The sequence below is a fragment of the Chryseobacterium sp. S90 genome, assembly GCF_047444895.1.
GTDB lineage: Bacteria > Bacteroidota > Bacteroidia > Flavobacteriales > Weeksellaceae > Chryseobacterium.
Genome location: NZ_JBLGCX010000010.1, coordinates 82,023 through 102,392 on the forward strand (window position 1 = coordinate 82,023; position 20,370 = coordinate 102,392).

17 protein-coding genes are annotated in these 20,370 nt (G+C 36.3%); 11 read left to right on the forward strand and 6 right to left on the reverse strand.

The window, feature by feature from the left end; genetic code table 11:
• Positions 1 to 69: 69 nt before the first annotated feature.
• The 10 genes from ACLMCG_RS21230 to ACLMCG_RS21275 are packed head-to-tail and all read left to right on the forward strand — an operon-like array spanning position 70 to position 9,602.
• On the forward strand, positions 70 to 477 hold the full coding sequence (locus tag ACLMCG_RS21230) for a four helix bundle protein (protein WP_318847213.1): 408 nt from the start codon (positions 70 to 72) through the stop codon (positions 475 to 477).
• Positions 478 to 531: 54 nt separating this feature from the next.
• Positions 532 to 1,455: a citrulline utilization hydrolase CtlX gene (gene ctlX / locus ACLMCG_RS21235; protein ID WP_413961167.1), complete on the forward strand. Its 924-nt coding sequence runs from the start codon at positions 532 to 534 to the stop codon at positions 1,453 to 1,455.
• A gap of 20 nt (positions 1,456 to 1,475) precedes the next feature.
• Positions 1,476 to 1,835 carry an S-adenosylmethionine decarboxylase family protein gene (locus ACLMCG_RS21240; RefSeq protein ID WP_413961168.1) on the forward strand — a complete coding sequence of 120 codons (360 nt, stop codon included), beginning with the start codon at positions 1,476 to 1,478 and terminating at the stop codon, positions 1,833 to 1,835.
• Between the two features lie 2 nt (positions 1,836 to 1,837).
• Entirely contained in the window at positions 1,838 to 3,295 is a 1,458-nt protein-coding gene (locus ACLMCG_RS21245; protein WP_413961169.1) for a DUF4178 domain-containing protein, read from the forward strand.
• Positions 3,292 to 3,486 carry a hypothetical protein gene (locus tag ACLMCG_RS21250; RefSeq protein WP_413961170.1) on the forward strand — a complete coding sequence of 65 codons (195 nt, stop codon included), beginning with the start codon at positions 3,292 to 3,294 and terminating at the stop codon, positions 3,484 to 3,486. Before ACLMCG_RS21245 ends, ACLMCG_RS21250 begins: the two co-directional genes overlap by 4 nt.
• 12 nt (positions 3,487 to 3,498) lie before the next feature.
• Positions 3,499 to 3,714, forward strand: coding sequence for a DUF350 domain-containing protein (locus ACLMCG_RS21255; RefSeq protein ID WP_223598566.1), 216 nt, complete (start codon positions 3,499 to 3,501; stop codon positions 3,712 to 3,714).
• Positions 3,707 to 5,221 carry a polyamine aminopropyltransferase gene (locus ACLMCG_RS21260; protein WP_413961171.1) on the forward strand — a complete coding sequence of 505 codons (1,515 nt, stop codon included), beginning with the start codon at positions 3,707 to 3,709 and terminating at the stop codon, positions 5,219 to 5,221. Before ACLMCG_RS21255 ends, ACLMCG_RS21260 begins: the two co-directional genes overlap by 8 nt.
• A gap of 37 nt (positions 5,222 to 5,258) precedes the next feature.
• Positions 5,259 to 6,785, forward strand: coding sequence for an NAD(P)-binding protein (locus tag ACLMCG_RS21265; RefSeq protein WP_413961172.1), 1,527 nt, complete (start codon positions 5,259 to 5,261; stop codon positions 6,783 to 6,785).
• A 9-nt stretch (positions 6,786 to 6,794) separates the two neighbouring features.
• Positions 6,795 to 7,820 (forward strand): hypothetical protein, encoded by a 1,026-nt coding sequence (locus tag ACLMCG_RS21270; protein ID WP_413961173.1) that lies wholly within the window; start codon positions 6,795 to 6,797, stop codon positions 7,818 to 7,820.
• Positions 7,821 to 7,847: 27 nt separating this feature from the next.
• On the forward strand, positions 7,848 to 9,602 hold the full coding sequence (locus ACLMCG_RS21275; RefSeq protein ID WP_413961174.1) for a discoidin domain-containing protein: 1,755 nt from the start codon (positions 7,848 to 7,850) through the stop codon (positions 9,600 to 9,602).
• Between the two features lie 142 nt (positions 9,603 to 9,744).
• Here the strand turns inward: ACLMCG_RS21275 and ACLMCG_RS21280 are convergent, their stop codons facing one another.
• The 5 genes from ACLMCG_RS21280 to recJ form a co-directional block, all read right to left on the reverse strand.
• Positions 9,745 to 12,003: a TonB-dependent receptor domain-containing protein gene (locus tag ACLMCG_RS21280; RefSeq protein WP_413961175.1), complete on the reverse strand. Its 2,259-nt coding sequence runs from the start codon at positions 12,001 to 12,003 to the stop codon at positions 9,745 to 9,747.
• A gap of 45 nt (positions 12,004 to 12,048) precedes the next feature.
• Entirely contained in the window at positions 12,049 to 14,310 is a 2,262-nt protein-coding gene (locus ACLMCG_RS21285) for a TonB-dependent receptor domain-containing protein (protein WP_413961176.1), read from the reverse strand.
• A gap of 522 nt (positions 14,311 to 14,832) precedes the next feature.
• A complete protein-coding gene (locus ACLMCG_RS21290; RefSeq protein ID WP_309434751.1) occupies positions 14,833 to 15,171 on the reverse strand; it encodes a DUF3817 domain-containing protein in 339 nt (112 codons plus the stop codon).
• A 69-nt stretch (positions 15,172 to 15,240) separates the two neighbouring features.
• Positions 15,241 to 15,825, reverse strand: coding sequence for a nicotinate (nicotinamide) nucleotide adenylyltransferase (gene nadD, locus ACLMCG_RS21295; protein ID WP_413961177.1), 585 nt, complete (start codon positions 15,823 to 15,825; stop codon positions 15,241 to 15,243).
• 125 nt (positions 15,826 to 15,950) lie between these two features.
• Positions 15,951 to 17,663, reverse strand: a complete 1,713-nt coding sequence (gene recJ / locus ACLMCG_RS21300; protein ID WP_223598574.1) for a single-stranded-DNA-specific exonuclease RecJ — start codon at positions 17,661 to 17,663, stop codon at positions 15,951 to 15,953.
• A gap of 110 nt (positions 17,664 to 17,773) precedes the next feature.
• On the opposite strand from recJ, the gene ACLMCG_RS21305 reads away from it, so the two are divergent.
• Positions 17,774 to 18,586, forward strand: coding sequence for a M48 family metalloprotease (locus ACLMCG_RS21305; protein WP_413961178.1), 813 nt, complete (start codon positions 17,774 to 17,776; stop codon positions 18,584 to 18,586).
• Positions 18,587 to 18,663: 77 nt separating this feature from the next.
• On the opposite strand, the gene ACLMCG_RS21310 is transcribed toward ACLMCG_RS21305, so the two are convergent.
• The gene (locus ACLMCG_RS21310) at positions 18,664 to 20,286 is read right to left on the reverse strand and encodes an ABC-F family ATP-binding cassette domain-containing protein (protein WP_223598577.1); all 1,623 of its coding nucleotides are present in this window, start codon (positions 20,284 to 20,286) and stop codon (positions 18,664 to 18,666) included.
• Positions 20,287 to 20,370: the final 84 nt, after the last annotated feature.

Here is a 20,370-nt window from a genome sequence, read left to right on the forward strand (position 1 = left end):
GTTTAGGGTTTGAAAGTGAGAGCGTTGATGGGTTTGAATATTTTTTTAACTTTAAATAAATATTAGTGTATGTCAACGATTAGATTTCATCAGGACCTAAAAGTTTATCAAAAATCATTTGAAACAGCACAACTGATTTTTGAACTCTCAAAATCTTTTCCGAAAGAAGAACTTTATTCTCTTACAGACCAGATAAGGAGATCGTCAAGATCTGTAACAGCAAATATTAGCGAGGCCTGGGGAAAAAGAAAATATGAAAAATCTTTCATTGCTAAACTTACAGACTCAGAAGGAGAAGCAAGAGAAACTCAAACATGGCTTCAGTTTTCTATTGCTTGCAATTATATAAATGAAGAGCAATATGAACATTTGCACAAACAATATAACCAAATAATAGGAATGTTAGTTAATATGATGAGCCAGTCTGAAAAATGGTGTTCATTTTCTCCGATTACTAAAGAAGGGAATAATTTGTGAGCCGTTGCAAAACTCTCAAACTCTCATACACTAACACCCTCAAACTTATAAACAATGCAAACAACAGATACAGTATTAATGATAGAACCGATTGCATTCGGTTACAACGCTGAGACAGCAAAAAACAATTACTTTCAGATAGAACAGACAGGTTCCGATATCCAGTCAAAAGCTTTGGCTGAGTTCAATACCTTTGTTGGAAAGTTGAGAGGTAAAGGAATTAATGTGATCACAATAAAAGATACATTAGATCCTCATACTCCTGACTCTATTTTCCCAAATAACTGGGTAAGCTTCCATAAAGATGGGAAGGTGGTTTTATATCCGATGTTCGCTTCCAACAGAAGAGTAGAAAGAAGAGATGATATTATTGAAAACATCAAAGATCAGGGATTTGAAGTTGCTGAAATTGATGACTGGTCTTTTCCTGAAACTCAGGGACATTTCCTGGAAGGGACAGGAAGTATGATTTTCGATCACGATAACAAAATTGCTTATGGCTCTGTTTCTTTGAGACTGGATGAAAAACTGTTCAGAGAATTCTGTGCAAAATTCGGATTCACTCCGGTTGTGTTTCATTCATTCCAGACGGTAGGTACAGAAAGGCTTCCTATCTATCACACCAATGTAATGATGTGTGTGGCAGATAAGTTTGTCGTAATCTGTCTTGATTGTATTGATGATGAACTGGAAAGAGAAAAAGTAGTTGAAACTATTAAAGGTTCCGGAAAAGAAATCATCGAAATTTCAGAAGAGCAGATGCAGCAGTTTGCAGGAAATATGCTTCAGGTTCAGAATAAAGATGGTGAAAAATTCCTGGTAATGAGCCAGACAGCTTACCAGTCTTTAACTACAGAACAGGTAGCTGCTATTGAAAAATACTGCGAAATTATCTATTCAGACCTGAATACCATTGAAGTAAATGGAGGAGGAAGTGCAAGATGTATGCTTGCTGAGGTTTTTCTTCCAAAAAAATAATATATTTACGAAAAAATTAATTGAACCCATTATCAAGTAAAGGTTTACATATTCTTCTGACTTTGGAAACAGAGTCAGAAGATTTGTTATTAGACAGCAAAGGTTTTCTGGCGTTTACAGAAGAAATTCTGAAGACAAAAGATGTAGAAATTGTAGGAGTAACCAATCATATTTTTGAGAATGATAGCTTTACTTCCGCAGTGATCCTTAAAGAGTCTCACCTTTGTATCCACACGTGGCCGGAATTTAAACAGCTTACTTTTGATGTTTTCCTTTGTAATTATACACAGGACAATACCACAAAAGTAGAGCAGATTGCAGATGAAGTGGTTCAGTATTTTAGAGCTAATACCATTCAAAAACACAAAATTTACAGATAAAAATGTACTATGTCTGCCCAGCATGCAAATCAGAAAATAAATTAGATCTCACTTTTCCTGTTGAAGAATATGTTTGTAAAACCTGTTCCCATCTCATCGATGTTGCCGGAAACAAACAAATCAAACATTTGAAAGTCCCGACAGAAAACGTTGTCTTGGACGTCGGACAGAAAGGAAAAATTGACGGTGTAGAATATACGGTCGTTGCAATTACTGTCAAAAAATATGGAAACAGTATTTTCTGGCGGGAATATTCTTTAAAAGACAGCAAAGGAGGTGATGCTTTCCTGAGTGAAAGTGACGGACATTGGGTTTTCCTGACCTCAATGCACCCTGATGATTTTAAAGGTAAAAATTCAAAATTACCAACCTACCTCGGACGAACTTATCGCTGGTATGAAAATACTCAATGCAGTATCGATTCGGCAGCTGGATTTTTTGATGAACATCTGGACTTCAGTATTGCTACTTATAAAGAATACGTCAACGGAACCCGTATGATCTCTCAGGAGAAGACCAGTAAAAAAAGCCAGTATTTCTATGGAGTTCATATTTCAAAATATGATATGAAAAGAGCTTTTAAAATAGCTCATATGCCTTATTATACGGGCGTTGGTATTGTTCAGCCTTATTATTTCGATATGAGACAGGCGGTGAACATCTTTTGTATCGCTGCATTAATGATATGTCTGTGTCAGCTATATGTTTACACATCAAGAACTAACGAAACCGTTTTTGCGGAAACCATCAATTTTACAGATGTAAAAGATAAGGAATTGGTCAGTAAAAGTTTTACCCTTTCAGGAGGCTCAGCACCATTAAAAGTTAATGCTTTTTCCGGAGTTGATAATTCCTGGGCGAATATCCAGCTGAGTCTTGTGAATGAAAAGACCAATGAAATTATCTATACCTCCAAAGATATCGAACAATATCATGGTTACGAAGATGGAGAAAGCTGGTCAGAAGGAAGTCAGTCCGAAGACTTTAACCTTTGTGGAGTAAGTTCCGGGCAGTATCACTTTCTTATCTCTGCAGAGAAAGATGGCGCTTTACCTGCCTTTTCCAATCTTCAGTCTCCGGATTCAAAGGTGATCATATCTCGGGATAAATCGGGAACTGTCGAGATCAATGATCTGCTTAAGGGCCAGACCACAAGCTTTACAGATGGAAAAACACTGGAAAAAGATACATCAGAAGTTGCGAGACTTGCTAAAACGTCTTTCGGGACTCAAAAGCTGGATTCCCTGATTAATGCTGAAGCACCTAAACTCACTACAGATCCCATTTCAAGCAATACCTATGTACAGCTCAAAGCAACCTGGCTTCCCGTTTCATTCTGGAACTTCGGATTTATTTTATTCATAATGATTGTTCTCTTTGTAGCTATGTGGATAGGGAGACATTTTTTTAATGTGAATAAATGGAAGAATAGCTCAAACACCCCTTATCCCACATCATGATGATTAATATTTTAAACTATATAAGACAAAACTGGATACTCTGCATGATCGGAGGACTTTTCATGACCTGGTTTGTATACCTTACTTATCAGGGAAATCAGGTCTGCGACTGTGCCAAGACGGAAACATACCGTGACGGAACTACAAGAAGTCATTCCAGAGTAGGATTCTACAGATACTATCACAAATAAAAATATAAAACTATGGACAACATCAATTTATTACCAATATTCAACTCGGTTCTTTATTCACTTTTAGGAATCGCTATTCTTCTGGTGTGCTATTTCGTTATAGAAAAACTTACTCCGGAAAAAACATGGCATGAGATTGCTCAGAACAAAAATATAGCACTGGCTATTGTCTTCGGAGCATTTATCATAGGAATTTCAATGATTATAAGCGCTGCAATTCATGGATAAGAAGAGGATTCCTCTTGAGCTGCTTTTATTGTTTTCAGTATTCGTCATTGCTACATGTGGATTGATTTATGAATTGGTGGCCGGAGCCCTGGCGAGCTATCTTTTAGGAGACTCTGTAAAGCAGTTTTCCTTTATTATCGGGGTGTATTTATTTTCAATGGGAGTAGGTTCCTATTTTGCGAAATTCATCAAGGGAAATCTGATCGATAAATTTATTGAGATCGAGATCCTGGTGGGAATCGTTGGCGGAATCAGTTCTGTTGTGCTCTTTACTTTGTTTAATACACTCGCACATTTTGAAAGTGTTCTCTACCTTTTTGTCTTTTTCACCGGATGCCTCGTTGGAGTGGAAATTCCGCTTTTAATGAATATTCTGAAAGACCGGGTACAGTTTAAAGATTTAGTTTCAAATGTCTTTGCATTCGATTATATCGGAGCTTTATTAGCCTCGATTCTCTTTCCGTTGGTTTTAATTCCAAAGCTGGGAATTGTAAAGACACCTTTATTTTTTGGTCTGATTAATATCTCTATTGCGATATTTTTATGCTATTACCTTAGAAAGGAATTGTCAAAACCCCTATCATTAAAAGTAAAATCTATTGCTGCATTTGCTTTTCTGTTGGGGCTTTTCTTTTTTTCAGATACGATTCTGTCTTATTCTGAAGAAAAATTGTACGGTGAAAATGTAGTTTATACCAAAAGTTCTCCCTACCAAAGGATCGTTCTTACCCGAAATACTCATGAATTCCGTCTGTATTTAAATAACAACCTGCAGTTTTCTTCCACCGATGAATATCGTTATCATGAAGCTTTAGTACATCCCGCAATGTCTATGGCAAAAAACATTGACAACGTTCTGATTCTGGGAGGAGGTGACGGCTTTGCAGCAAGAGAAGTGTTAAAATATAAAGACGTTAAAAAAATAACGCTTGTAGATCTTGATGGGGAAATGACACAGTTTTTCAAGACCAACGAAACCATGCGCAAACTGAACCAAAGTTCTTTTTCCAATCCGAAGGTGGAAGTGATTAATAAAGATGCTTACATTTGGGTAAAAGAGAACAAAAAAAAGTTTGATGTCATCATCATAGATTTTCCGGATCCATCCAATTATAGCTTGGGAAAACTCTATTCCTTGCAGTTTTATAAAGAATTGGAAAGACTGACTACCCTTGATACAAAGATTGTGGTTCAAACCACCTCTCCGTATTTCGCACCTAAATCTTTCTGGTGTATAGAAAAAACGATCAATCAGATTTTTCCTTTCACAGCAGCATACCATACCTATGTTCCCTCTTTTGGAGAATGGGGTTTTTCTATGGCTTCATTTGAGCCCATCAACAACAGGATCTACAGAAAGCTGCCTGGGTTAAAATATTATGATTATAACTTTTCACAGATGTCTTATTTCAGTAAAGATATGAAAGTGAAGGACGTAGAAGTTAACCGTCTGGACAACCAGATACTAGTTCGTTATTTTGATGAAGAGTGGGGGAAAGTACAGTAGAAAGGATTTTCTTAAAACTATATTTTTAGGTAGTCTTATGCTTCCCTTTTTGCAGTATTGCGGAAAGAAAGTAAAATCATTGCTGCTGAAGATTACCGGGACAAACCATGTGCTGGGGCATAAACTGTGGGCAAAAGATTTTCCACAATTTTCAGAAGTTATCCACACCCGATATCTTATCGTAGGCGGTGGGATTTCCGGACTTTCAGCGTGCAGGTTCTTCAGCCAGCATCATGAACAGAACTATCTTCTCCTTGAAATGGAAAACCATCTTGGAGGAAATTCTTCTAATGGACAGAACACATTCTCAAAATTTCCTTTAGGTGCTCACTATTTACCATTACCGAACAAAGAGAATATAGAAATTATCGAGTTTCTGAAAGAATGCAAAATCTGCCTTGGAATCGAAGAGAATGGTGAACCCGTTCTTGATGAATACCAAATGACTTTCCCACAGCAGGAAAGGCTGTTCTATAAAAACTCCTGGCAGAACGATATTGTTCCACAAAGAGGAATTTCAACAGAAACCCAGCAAGAGCTTAACCGTTTTTTTAAGTTGATGGATGAATTTCGTTTAAAAAAAGATGCAGGGGGAAAATACTGGTTTGCCATTCCTGTACATGATTCCAGCAAAGATGATGAGGTTTTAAAGCTTGAAAAAATCATTTTCAAAGATTGGCTCAAAGAAAATAAATATCACTCCGAAGAGCTCCTTTGGCTGTTGGATTATTCCTGCAGAGATGATTTCGGATTGGGAATAGACTACGTTTCGGCATGGGCTGGAATTCATTATTTCGCAGGTAGAAAGAACAATTGGAGCACGAAATATAAAGATCAGGTCTTCACATGGCCTGAAGGCAATGCCAGATTAGCAAAACATTTTTCAAAATATACAGAAGGAAAACATATGTCCGGAAATCTGGTTTTTGATGTGAAAATCAATGATAAAGTTGAGGTTTTAAGTTTTGATAATACTCAGAAAAAAACAAAAAAGATCATTGCAGATAAAGTACTGTTTGCATCACCGCAGTTTGTCAACGAAAGGATTTTCAATCATCAAAAAGCAGCTTCATTTAACTATGTTCCCTGGCTTTTAACAACCATTACTCTGAAGAATGAATTCGGAGGAGATGAAGAGCTAGCATGGGATAATGTGATTTATGGATCTTCGGGATTGGGTTATATCTTTGACCAGCATCAGAATCTGAACCAGGTTATGGGTGAAAAAGTGATTACCCATTATAAGAGCTTTTCAACCGGAGATTGTAGAAAAGCAAGGAAAAAGCTGTATGCCATGAAAGATGCTGAACTGAAAATTTTAGTTTTGGATGATCTGAAGAAAGCGCACCCTTTGATAGAGGATTTTATTCTGGAAATGCAATTTCATAAAATAGGACATGCCATGATAGCACCGGTACCTGATCAGATTTTTGGAGAAAAAACCAAAATAGCAAAAGAATCTATTGGAGATAAAATTTTCTTTGCCCATTCCGATCTTTCAGGAATATCTATTTTTGAAGAAGCCTTCTACCAGGGAATCCGGACTGCAGAAAAAATGATATAAAATTGCTATATGAAACAACCCTGGATACATAACGCAAAAACGGATTGGTGGTTTATCTTATCACCTCCTTTTGTGGTATTGCTGATTATCTTTCTCTTTCAGAAACAGATTCAGGGACTGGAAAATCATTATTCTTTTTATACATGGCTTTTCTTGATTGTTTTCGTGGATGTGGCTCACGTGTATTCTACACTGTTCAAAACTTATTTTGTAAAAGGAGAAGTTCAGAAAAATAAGTTGCTTTATCTCGGCATTCCTGCTGTAAGCTGGATTTTGGGAATCGTCCTGTTTCAATTTGGAAGTCTGACATTCTGGTCGGTGCTGGCTTTGATTGCTGTTTTTCATTTTATACGTCAGCAGTATGGTTTTATGAGAATCTATGCCCGCTTTGAACCGAATACCTGGAGTAAGAAAATAGATGAAGTGGCTGTTTATTCTGCAACTATTTATCCCATGTTGTATTGGTTTAAAACACCTCGTGCATTTACATGGTTTGTCAATAATGAGTTTGACTGGCTTAAAAATTTTCCGGATTATACTAATTTGATTACCATTGTATACTTTGCAATTCTGATCATTTGGCTTGTTAAAACTGTTTTTGAAGTTTTTAAAACAAAAGATATTAATATCCCAAAAACTGCTTTGATTACCGGAACTTTCCTTTCCTGGTATTTCGGGATTGTCTACTTTAATAATGATCTTCTTTTCACTTTTCTGAATGTGGTTTCCCATGGGATTCCTTACATCGCATTGATTTATATCCGGGAAATACAGCAAAAAGAAAATAATCAACTGAGCCGGATGCAGGTTTTTAAATCTTTTTCCGGAATATTTTTATTTATAGGCATTCTTTTAGGGTTTGCCTTTGTAGAAGAATTTTTGTGGGAAACGCTGGTTTGGAACGAGCATTTTTCCCTGAATATGATGCTCTCAGAAAAATGGTTTCAGTTTCTGGTTCCGTTATTAGTCGTGCCTCAGCTCACTCATTATCTGCTGGATGGCTTTATTTGGAGAAAACCAAAAAAAGTTAGCTAACTTTGCGGTAATCTTTAAAATCTAAAAATGAGACAATACTTTCTCTTATTAGCAGTTTTTCTCGGAATCATTGCAGGGGCACAACAGAAGACTTTCTGTAATCCCATCAATATTGATTATGGTTATACGCCTTTTGAAGTTTTTTCAAAACAGGGAAAACACCGTGCTACAGCAGATCCGGTGATTGTTAATTTTAAGAATAAACTGTTTCTTTTTTCTACCAATCAGGAGGGATATTGGTACAGTAATGATATGCTGGAATGGAAGTTTGTAAAAAGGAAATTTCTCAGAGATAATAAATACACCCATGACCTTAATGCTCCGGCAGTTTGGGCCATGAAAGATACTTTATATGTCTATGGCTCTACCTGGGAGCAGGATTTTCCGATCTGGAAAAGTACGAATCCGACAAAAGACGATTGGAAAATTGCAGTAGATACTTTAAAAGTAGGAGCATGGGATCCGGCATTTCACTATGATGAAGATAAAAATAAACTGTATCTGTACTGGGGTTCAAGTAACGAATGGCCATTGCTGGGAACCGAAGTTAAAGTGAAAAACCTTCAATCCGAGGGTTTCGTAAAGCCCATTATTAAATTAAAACCCGAAGATCATGGCTGGGAAAGGTTTGGGGAATACAATGATAATGTTTTTCTTCAGCCTTTTGTAGAAGGGGCATGGATGACTAAGCATAACGGGAAATATTATATGCAGTATGGTGCTCCGGCAACAGAATTCAGTGGATACTCTGATGGAGTATATGTGAGTAAAAATCCTTTGGAAGGCTTCGAATACCAACAGCATAATCCGTTTTCCTATAAGCCGGGAGGTTTTGCCAGAGGAGCGGGCCACGGAGCTACTTTTGAAGACAATTATAAAAACTGGTGGCACATTTCAACCATCTTTATTTCCACTAAAAATAACTTTGAAAGAAGACTGGGAATCTGGCCTGCAGGTTTTGATAAAGATGATGTAATGTATTGTAATACGGCTTATGGTGATTATCCTACATACCTTCCGCAGTATGCACAGGGAAAAGATTTTACAAAAGGTCTTTTTGCCGGATGGATGCTGCTGAATTATAACAAACCGGTTCAGGTTTCATCTACTTTAGGTGGATATCAGCCTAATTACGCAGTAGATGAAGATATCAAAACATATTGGAGTGCCAAAACAGGAAATTCCGGAGAATGGTTTCAGACAGATCTTGGTGAGGTTTCTACCATCAATGCCATTCAGATCAATTATGCTGATCAGGATGCGGAGTTTATGGGGAAAACTTTAGGGAAAATGCATCAATACAAAATCTACGGTTCTAATGACGGGAAAAAGTGGAATGTGATTGTGGATAAAAGCAAAAATACAAAAGATGTTCCTCATGATTATGTAGAATTGGAGCAGCCCGCAAAAGCCCGTTTCCTTAAAATGGAAAACCTTAAAATGCCTACAGGGAAATTTGCATTGAGCGGTTTCAGGGTATTTGGAAAAGGAGCAGGAAAACAACCTGCTAAAGTGGAAGGCTTTGTGCCTTTAAGAGCTGATCCAAAGAAATATGGTGAAAGAAGAAGCATCTGGATGAAATGGCAGCAGAATCCTGATGCAGACGGTTACGTAATCTATTTTGGAAAATCTCCTGATAAATTGTACGGAAGCATTATGGTGTACGGAAAGAATGAATACTTCTTTACAGGAGCAGATAGAACGGATGCTTACTATTTCCAGATTGAAGCTTTCAATGCCAATGGAGTTTCGGAAAGAACAGCCGTTGCAAAATCTGAATAAATACAATTAAATTATAAAAGAATGACACGTTTTGAAATATCAGGATGTGTTATTTTTTGATGGAATTTATAATAAAAATCCGCTGAAAAGAATCAGCGGATACTGTAAAGAATAATTAATTGAATATGAAGAAAGATAAATTTTATCTCGTTCTGCTTTTGATAGCATCTGATGCACCTTCGATGTCTCGTACTTTTTTCACTTTCTGGTTTCCGAAATTGTAGGTAAGACTTACCGTAAAGTTTCTGTTGTAACGGTTTTGGTGGATGTAATTATAATTGCCATTCTCCTGGAAGTCTTCAATTTTAACGATGTTGGTATTAAGGATGTCATTCACATTTACCGCAAAAGTCCAGTCGTTCCACATTTTCTTAAGGCTGAGGTCTAAGCTCATTAAGCCTTTTAGTAATCCAAGTTCAATCTGCTGCTTGTCTACGAAGAAATAATTAACACCAAAGAACCATGTTTTCTTTTTATCAAGACGGATGGTGTTGTTGGTCTGAATCAAAAGACTCGTAGAATTTGTTTTGTTGGTGTATACTATATCTTTACCATCCTGATTTCTGAATCGGTCTCCTGTTGTAGGATCAATATCAAGACTTCCATTATTGATGTTATGCTGTACTCCGATATTGAAGTTGGTTGTCCAGTATTGTTTGAAGAATGACTTCTGAATACCTACCATGGCAGACATTTCCTGTTTATTTCCAAAATTGGTTCTTATGTATCTAAGAACAGGATTTTCTCCTACTTTACCGTCAGGTGATACCGGATAACCCTGAAGCGGAACCTGGGTTATAGCATCCTGAATATAAGAATGGTTTAAAATCAGGAAGTATGAATTTTTGTACATATAAGTCAGCTCCTGATTATAAGTAGATGAAGCCTTTACAAATGGGTTATTTTGAGTATAATTATCATCTGTAAGAATATTTCTTACCGGATTGATTTCCCAAAAACTCGGTCTTCTCATCCTGCTTGAAAAGGAATAGGAAATATTGTTTTTATCATTGATTGCATAGTTGAAACCCAGATAAGGAAGGATATTACTGTAATTTCTTTCAATCCTTTTAAGTTCATCTGTAGGAGCGTTGTCAGAAGTTCCAAGACTGCTGGTGATCTCATATCTTGCTCCTACTTTTCCGGAAATTTTATCCGAGATCTTCTTTTCAACAGTCACATACATACCGTAGATGTTTTCATCATAGATAAAATGATTGGGTCTTGAGTCTGGAGCTTCTATGGGATTAAAAGAATATGTAATGTTTTTAGAATCGTTGTCTGTTTTGGTTTTATTATAATTTCCTCCTACGGAAATTGTCAGGTCATTTTTAAACTTCTGATTGTAATCCACCATTCCGGAGAAGTTATTGATGATCTGGGGAAGGTCCTGAATGACTTGTCTTGTTCTTGATCCTACAACTCTGTCAATATCTGAAGCGAAGGTTTTGTTATCGGTGTACTGAAATCTTCTGTAGTTAAGATAAGCTGCATTTACATTCAGTTTGCTGCCTAATGAGTCCGTTTTTAATTCATAATTTAAATTCACGGAATTGTTATAAGATCTTGCATCTTCTTTATTTTTGGACCATGTATATTCCGGGTTTTCTGTACTTGCTTTTTTTATGGTATTGAACAAATCTACCGTTGAATTATAGCTTTTGTTAGCCCAGGTGTTCCATGATAAAGCCAGATTACTCTTCTCATTCAATTGATAGTCAATATTCAGATAACCTCCGATGTTTTTGTTCGGATCGTCAACATCTCCTGTAGATTCGTTAGAAGTCTTGGCAGTTCCGTTTCTTAACGTGTAGGTTTGTGCCTCTATATTTTCACCACCGCTAAGATTGGCGCTCACTCCCAGTTTACCTTTTCTGTAGTTGGCAGAGAAGCTTGCCTGGCTTCCGTTGTATTTACTGGTTGTGTTAGACATTCTCATATTTCCGTTGAGACCGTCACTCATTTTTTTCTTTAAAACGATATTGATGATCCCATCTGATGATTCAACCTGGAATTCACTGCCCGGAACTGTAATGACTTCAATTTTCTGAATGTTTTCTGCCGGAGTATTTTTCAGGAACTGAGCCAGGGATTCAGAATCCATATTGCTTTTTCTTCCGTTGATATAGATCAGGGCATTATTCTTTCCGGCGATTTTTAATGTTTTATCATCTGTGGAAGATAATAGAGGAGTCTGCTTCAGAAGGTCGAAAGTGGTATTTCCTTTAGCTACGGGAGATGCTGCCACATCATATACAAAACGGTCACTTTGTTTTTTGAAAACCTGCTTTGTAATGGTAACTCCTTCTATATTTTTTGTTTTTGCCGTGTCAGATTTCTTCTCCTGGGCAAATGCACAAGTACCGAATACGATGGCCATTGACAAAATTATACGTTTCATGTTGTTTTTATTTAAGAGTGGTTGAGTGATATAAGTTTTTATAGATTAGGTTCTTGATTTTACAGCATCATTAGCTGATTTCATTTCCCTTGTCTTTTTCAGTTTCTGGTTTCCGAAATTATAAGTAACTCCGATGCTCATGAGCCTTGGATAGTTGAAGTTGGTAATATTGTTATATTTTCCGTTTGGCTGTACTCCTTTAACTCTGTAAAAGCTTTGGTTAAATAAATCGCTTACTTCCGCTACAATGGTCCAGTCGCCTGCAATTTTTTTCAGACTGAGATCGAAGCTTTGTCTTGCGCCTATCATACCTCCTTCCATCGCTGTCTGGCTTGCAAAGAAGTAATTAACTCCTAAGAACCAGTCTTTTTTAGATGAAAGTCTGATGATATTATTGATGGTTGCAGACATATTGTAGTTTTTTACATCAATGATATAAGGATCCAGTGACTCAGATTCGTACTGACCTAGCTGAGAAGTTGGATCTTCCCATACTCCGCCTTTGTAGGTAACATAACCCAAATTGACAGAATAGTTGGTTGTCCATATGTCTTTGAACCATGATTTGTTCATTCCCAGCGTTAGAGCAAGCTCTCTGTTTTTACCGTAATTGGTTCTTATATATCTTAGGAATCTAGTTGTTCGCATGATCATATTTCCGTCTGGGCCATAGACTATATTTCCATTTTTATCCCTTTCTGGAGCTGTTAAAGTCCCTTGTAACGGAAGCATATCAGAAGCAGATGCATCTTCCACCATATTAAAGCTAAGATTGGCGTAGAATGCATTTTTGTACATATAGTTCAGTTCCTGATTATAAAATTTTGAAGCAAGAACAAATGGATTGTTCTGTGTATAATTCGTAGGAGTGAAATACGTTCTGGATGGGTTAAGTTCCCAGAACCTTGGTCTTCGGATTCTGCTCGAGAAAGTATAGCTCAGGTTGTGATCAGAATTGATGGCATAATTTAAATTCAGATAAGGTAAAAGATTGTTGTAGTTTCTTTCGAATCCTGTTTTTTCCAGAATCTCTCCCGTACTTCTGGTCATTTCATATCGGGCTCCTATTTTTCCGGATATTTTCTCAGTCAGTTTACGTTCATAGTTCAGGTAAATACCTAAAATATTTTCTTTATAAATGAAGTGATTGGTTTGTTTGGGATCTATTACAAAATCGGTACCTATTAATTTGTCTTGTTTGGTATCATTATCGGTGTTCGTATGATTGTAGCTGATTCCCATTAACCATGTTGCGCCTTTAGCCGTTTTTTTCAGATAGTCGATATTAGCTGCATAATTGTTAATGATCTGGGGTACTGATTGATGAAGTGCAGAATACTTATTGATGGTATCATTAGTTAAAGGAAAACTTTCATTAAAACTTACTTTATCTCTGTTGAACCATAGGTAAGAAATGTTTGAGGTAAGCCTGCTTCCCAAAGAATCTGTTTTCATTTCATAATTTAAATTGAATGAGTGATTTCTGGTTTGTGCATCTTCATTATTGACCGTTCTGTTATTTAAAACTCCGTTTTGCCAGTTGGTAATATCCAGTACAGAATTGAAACTTTTATTATATCTCATGTTGTAGGAGAAACCAAGACTGTGCTTTTTATTGATCTCATAATCAACGTTAAAGCCTCCTCCAAAATTTTTATTAGGATCATCATTAAACCCATATGATTCATTTCTGAAAGTAGGATCTCCGTTAGACAGCGTATATCTTTGTCTGTCTGTCCAGCTTCCTGTTCTGAAGTTTGAATTACCAGACCACTTTCCTTGTCTGAAGTTAAATGAAGCTCCGGCATTAGGGTTATTGTAAAAAGCCTGCTCGTTCTGCATTTTCAACGTTCCGTTGTAACCGTTGTTCTTGCTTTTTTTCATGACAATATTAATCACCCCTTCTTTGGATTCAACCTGGAATTCACTTCCCGGAACCGTAATCACTTCAATTTTCTGGATATCCTCGGATGGAGTAGACTTCAGCATTTCAATCAGTGCCTCAGAATCCATATTTGTTTTCTTATTGTTGATGTAGATCACCGCATCATTTTTTCCCAAAATCTTCAGTGTTTTTCCGTCTATGCTGGAAATCATTGGAGTTTGTTTTAAAAGATTAAAGGTGTTCGTTCCTTTAGCAATAGATGAAGAAGCTACATCGTACACTAAACGGTCTCCTTGTTTTTTGAAAACCTGCTTCTTGATATTCACTGCATCAATAGCATTTACTTTCAAACTGTCTTTTTTCTGCTGGGCAGTTACAAGTCCACCGAAAAATAGTGCTGCAATAAGAATTTGAGTTTTCATGATATTATTTTTTAATTAATAGCTTGTATGGTTTGTTATTTTACATTGCAAAGATATATAATAAATTTAGTATCATGCAATGCAAAGTACTTAAAATGTTTTTAATTAATATTTAAGTTATTGATTATCAGTAACTAAAATTTTACATCAATTTTAAGGTTTTAATGACTTTGTTCCTTAATTAGACAATTTAAAGTTCAATTTTGTTACATGACGAAATGAAATAGATGAAAATTTGTAAAAATATTTGATGAGAAATCAGAAAAAGTAACAATGATTGTGTTTCATTATTATGCTTCGGTAAAAGAAAATTTTGCCCATATTAAAGTGATAAAATCTGGCTATGTGAATGCATCAAGCTTTGGTGCCTACCAACGGATAAATAGAACAACGACATCTGCAATCAATGTAATAGATTTCCAGAAAACTCAAACGTAGCAAGAAGACATGTAAAAGGGGCACGTTATAACTATAAAAACTAAAAGGACCGAAAAGGTCCTTTTTTTGTGAGTATTATATTATTTATTCTCTGTCAAAACGGGCAAGTTTTTTATCTACCCAAACCGTTGCAAAAGGGAAGAATGCGGATAATAATGCAAAAACAAAATCTTCATCATCCCAATTATAAATTTTTCTTGCAGGAAGGCAGAGTATAAGGTAAAGCGTAAAAAATAATCCGTGTAAACTGCCAATAACACTGATGAAGATAATAGAATATAAATTTTCATCATATCGGATCCAGATCATCGCAACACAGTACAGTAAAAGACATGAAATAGCTTCTGCAACACAAATCTGTTTAAACCATTTGATGATTTTTTCCTGAGAATATTTTGAGAAAAATTTTTCGATGAAGTCCATTCCTTTAGTTATGAGTTGAGAGTTACTAGTAAAGAGTCTTTCTCTAATCTCTCATTTCTGATTACAAAATTACTTATAAAAACTACTACCATCCAAATATTCAAAAACTTCAGGTGGCAGCATGGGTCTTACATTTTTATCATCTTTGATCATAGTGCGGATTTCAGTGGCAGAAAGTTCTATAACCGGAGCTTTGATGAGAGAAATATTTTCATGCTGTAAATAGTCAGAATCTGCTTTTTCTCCTTCAAATACTCTTGGATAAACAATGATATGATGATTTTTGATCAGAACATCAGAATTTTTCCACTTATGGAGACTCTTCAGATTATCTTCTCCCATAATAAGGCTGAAAGAATATTCAGGATATTTTTCATGAAGATAGGTAAGAGTATCAATTGTGTAACTTGGTTTCGGAAGAGAGAATTCCACATTGGAAGCTCTCATATTCGGATAATTTTTTACTGCCAGCTGTACCATATCTAATCTGTTATGGTCATTCAGTAAAGATTTTTTGTCTTTAAACGGATTTTGTGGGCTCACTACAAACCAAAGCTCATCCATATCAGAATTTTCCAGAATATAATTCGCCAGAATAAGATGTCCGATATGAATTGGATTGAATGATCCGAAAAATAAGCCGATTTTTTTCATTGTTTGTAGGTAGCGGGTGATAGGTGACAGTACTTCAGTATGTAAATATTGGTATCAGGATTCTTTTTAAGATTTACGGGGAATATTTGATTCTATTACCTGCAATCTAGATCCTGCAGCCTCTATCAATCCCTGAATTTCACATCCTTAATATTTAGATAATGAGTAACATTGCCCTTCCAGTGATTTTCTTCAAGGGTAAAAGCAAGGTCGAAATTTTTATTTTTAAAATCTTCAACAAATGGTCCAAGCTTGAATCCTACGCACTCAATGTTTCGTCCTGTAGATTCCTGCTTGATATAAAATTTAAGGTGGTTATTATCTTTCCCCATAGTTTTTACATAGCCTGACAATTTCTGATTGGTCAATGTAAAAATAGGTTTCATATTGTGAGGCCCGAATGGAGCCAGTTTTCTATGGAAATTGATAAACTCTCTGTTGATTTCATCAACTGCAATTTCAGTATCAATGGCGATGGAAGGTTCTTTTTGATGGTCTTTGATTTTTTCAGAAACAATTTTTTCAAACCTTTCTTTGAAAGCATCAAACTTGTCTTTTTCCATAGAAAGTCCGGCAGCAGCGTGATGGCCCCCAAATTTCAGGAAATATTCAGAACACATATCAAGGGCTTCATGCACATCGAAATCAGAAACAGATCTTGCAGAAGCTACCATTTCCCCGTTATTACCATCAGTAAATACCAGGGTAGGTTTATAATACGTTTCAATAAGTCGGGAAGCGACAATTCCGATCACTCCTTTATTCCATTCAGGATGATAAACGATGGTTGTATGCTTGGTTTCCTGCTGAGATTCTATAATTTGGTTCAATGCAGAAAGAGTGGAGTTCATATCCAGCTCTCTTCTTTCATCGTTGAGGTTCATGATATCGCTTACAATCTGGTTGGCATGTTTCAGATTGTCAGAAACCATAAGTTCTACGGCTGCTTTACCATGAGAGATTCTTCCGGCTGCATTAATTTTAGGAGCTATTTCAAAAACAATATTTGAAATTTCAAAATGAGAAAGTTTATCCTCAGGAATCAGCAATCTTAATCCCAGATTTCTGGTTTTTCTAAGGGTTTTCAATCCCATTTTAGCCAGTACTCTGTTTTCACCTGTCATGGAAACAATGTCGGCAGCAATAGAAATGGCTAGAAGATCAGTAAGTTCAAATAATTCCGCTTCCGGTAATTTATAAATTGTATTTAATCCCTGGCAAAGCTTAAAGCCTACACCACATCCCGAAAGTTCTTTGAAAGGATATCGGCAGTCATTTCTTTTAGGATCAAGCACAGCTGCTGCATCAGGAATTTCTTCACCCGGAAGGTGATGGTCACAGATAATAAAATCTATATCCAGATTTTTGGCATAGTTGATCATATCAAGAGCCTTTATTCCGCAATCCAGAGCAATGATTAATGAAAATCCATTTTCTTTGGCAAAATCAATTCCTTCAGTAGAAATTCCATACCCTTCAGAATTTCTGTCAGGAATATAATAGTCTAAATATTTTTTCTCAACAATTTTGCTGAGATAAAGGTACATCAAAGCAACCGCTGTGGTTCCGTCCACATCATAGTCACCATAGACCAATATTTTTTCACCATTTTCAATAGCCGTTGCAATACGCTCTACAGCTTTTTGCATATCTGCCATTAAAAATGGATTATGTATATCGTTAAGGTTTGGTTTGAAGAATTCTCTGGCCTTTTGATAGTTGTCAATCCCTCTTAAAACGAGGATTTTAGATTCAAAAGTACCAAAACCAAGTGACGAACTCAGTCTGTCCACAACTTCCTCATCGGGTTCAGGCTTATAAATCCATTTTTGACTCATTTCACAAAAATAAGGAAAAAAAATAGCATTCCAGAAAGAACTGGAACGAAGTTTCGACTTAATAATTGTTAAAAAAAGGCTATCTTCGTGCTCCAAAATTTTAAATGACTATGAAAAAAATTACTCTATGCCTTATGTTATTTGGGGCTATGTATTCGATTAATGCACAAAAAATTAACCTCGGGAAAGCGGCCGGAATGGTTTCAAATGGTGCAAAAGCTCTAACATTTACGAACGAAGATGCGGTTAAATTATCCAAAGAGTCAGTAGACTGGATGGATAAAAATAATGCCGTAGCAGGACCTAAAGATCCATACACTGTGAGACTGAACAAACTGTTTGGAAAGCACAAATCTCAGGACGGTCTGAATTTGAATTATAAAGTTTATAAAGTTAAAGATATCAATGCGTTTGCCTGTGCAGACGGAAGTGTACGTGTATTCTCTTCTCTGATGGATATCATGACAGACAATGAATTGCTTGCTGTTATCGGGCATGAGATCGGGCACGTGAAAAATCAGGATACAAAAGATGCTATGAAGTCTGCTTATCTGAAAGCGGCGGCATTAGATGCTGCATCATCGGCTTCTTCTGCTGTAGCTACTCTTAATGAGAGCCAGGTAGGAAAGATGGCTAATGCATTTTTGGATGCTTCACACAGTAAAAAACAGGAATCAGAAGCAGATACTTATTCATATGACTTTATGAAAGCTAATAAATATGATGTTGTAGGAGCATATACAGCTTTCAAAAAGTTGGCGCTGCTCTCAGAAGGAAGTACACAAACGAACTTTGAAAAAATGTTCAATTCTCATCCTGACAGTAATAAAAGGGCAGAATCTATTAAAAAACGAGCTGAGAAAGACGGGTTATGGAAAGATCCGGGAACGGTAACTTTGCCTACAGCAAAACTTACGAAATGATTAATTATATATTTTCAACAAAAAAACCTCAAAGCACTGCTTTGAGGTTTTTTATATAAATTATTATGCTTTATAGATTAAGAATACATTTTTTCTCTTAATTCTTTTACCTTTTTATCAGCAAGGTATTCGTCATAAGTCATTTCTCTGTCGATAATTCCTGTAGGAGTTAGTTCAATGATTCTGTTACAGACTGTTGAAAGCATTTCGTGGTCATGAGATGCTAATAAAAGATTTCCTTTGAAGTTCGATAAAGAGTTGTTCAAAGTAGTGATACTTTCAAGGTCTAAGTGGTTGGTAGGTTCATCTAATAAAAGGACGTTTGCTTTCTGAAGCATCATTCTGCTGAACATACATCTCATTTTCTCACCTCCTGAAAGCACTTTACAAGATTTTAAAGCTTCATCACCAGAGAAAAGCATTCTTCCAAGGAATCCTCTTACAAACTCTTCGTGACGCTCTTCGTCATTTTTGGTAAATTGTCTCAACCAGTCAACCAGACTTAAATCTTCCTGGAAGAAGTTAGTGTTGTCCAAAGGCATATGAGATTGGTTGGTTGTAACTCCCCAAGCAACAGTTCCTTTATCAGCTTCTACATTCCCTGCTAAAATTTCGAAGAATTCTGTAATTGCTAAAGAGTTTTTGGAAAGTACAGCTACTTTATCTCCTTTCTTAAGGTTCAAATCAATATTAGAGAATAGTAATTCTCCATCTTTTGTTTTCTCAAGACCTTTTACATCTAGAATCTGATCACCAGCCTCTCTTTCCATTTCGAAAATAATAGCCGGATATCTTCTTGAAGATGGTTTAATATCGTCAATATTTAATTTGTCGATCATTTTCTTTCTAGCAGTAGCCTGTTTTGCTTTAGCAACGTTAGAGCTGAATCTTGCAATGAAGTCCTGAAGTTCTTTTTTCTTCTCCTCAGCTTTCTTATTGGCCTGAGCTCTTTGTCTTGTTGCCAATTGAGAAGCCTGGTACCAGAAAGAGTAGTTACCTGTGTAAAGATTAAGTTTAGCATAATCCAAGTCACCAATGTGTGTACACACTGTATCAAGGAAGTGACGGTCGTGAGATACAACAATTACTGTATTTTCATAATCAGCAAGGAAATCTTCCAGCCATGAGATTGTGTCAATGTCAAGGTCGTTGGTAGGCTCATCCAGAATCAACACATCCGGATTGCCGAAAAGAGCCTGAGCCAAAAGAACCTTTACTTTGTCTTTGTTCTCAAGTTCGCTCATCATCTGCCAGTGCATGTCATCTTTTACTCCAACATTTGAAAGCATGGTCTGTGCATCAGATTCTGCAGTCCAGCCTCCCATTTCATCATAGATTACACCTAGTTCACCGGCTTTAATTCCGTCTTCGTCAGAGAAATCTTCTTTTGCGTATAACGCATCCATTTCCTCCTTTATTTCAAATAATTTCTTATTACCTCTTAAAACTGCCTCAAGAACAGTATACTGATCATAAGCAAAGTGATCCTGCTCCAAAACTGACATTCTTTTCCCTGGTTCCAGAGATACATGTCCTGTTGTAGGATCCTGCTTTCCTGTTAATATTTTCAGGAATGTAGACTTTCCCGCACCGTTTGCTCCGATGATCCCGTAGCAGTTTCCTTTGGTAAACATAATATTTACCTCGTCAAAAAGAACTCTTTTCCCGAATTGTAAAGATAAGTTAGATACTGTTAACATATAGTTTTGTAAATTTGGCGCAAAAATACGAAAAGAATTTGGGTATTTTGTAATAATATAATAGTCAAGTTTTTAATTGTATGG